Source organism: Larkinella sp. C7 (assembly GCF_006149005.1).
GTDB lineage: Bacteria > Bacteroidota > Bacteroidia > Cytophagales > Spirosomataceae > Larkinella.
This window is the reverse complement of record NZ_VBSL01000228.1, coordinates 1-358: the sequence shown is the minus strand read 5'-3', so window position 1 is coordinate 358 and position 358 is coordinate 1. Positions and strand designations below refer to the sequence as shown.

Sequence of the window (358 nt, the reverse complement as noted above, 5' to 3'; positions counted from 1 at the left end):
CTGCTCTTTATCGCCCTAGAATTAAAACTGGTGAGGCTGCGACATATCTATACTGTGGGAAAATTTTTGCTCAATAATATGACTATTCTTTTCCTGCCTGCCGGTGTCGGGATTATGCAATACTTCAATGTCATCATTCCTAATATCTTGCCCATTCTGATTATTACCGTTGGAGCTCTGATTTTGAATCTCTTGACTATTGGTTTTGTCGTTTCCTGGATAAAGAATCACTTTGAAGGGGATTATAAGGAGTGAGTCATGTCTGCTATCTATACTAATCCTATTTTCGGCCTTTCTCTGTCAATCTTTGCCTATTTGATTGGCTTGCTAATTTTCCGTCGCTTTCCCCATCCGGTAA

Annotated in this window: 1 protein-coding gene; it reads left to right on the top strand. The window is 39.7% G+C overall.

Annotation, left to right across the window (positions count from 1 at the left end; genetic code table 11):
* Positions 1–255 (top strand): CidA/LrgA family protein (locus tag FH871_RS35220; RefSeq protein WP_138995377.1); only part of this gene is annotated, 255 nt, incomplete at its 5' end.
* Between the last annotated feature and the right edge of the window lie 103 nt (positions 256–358).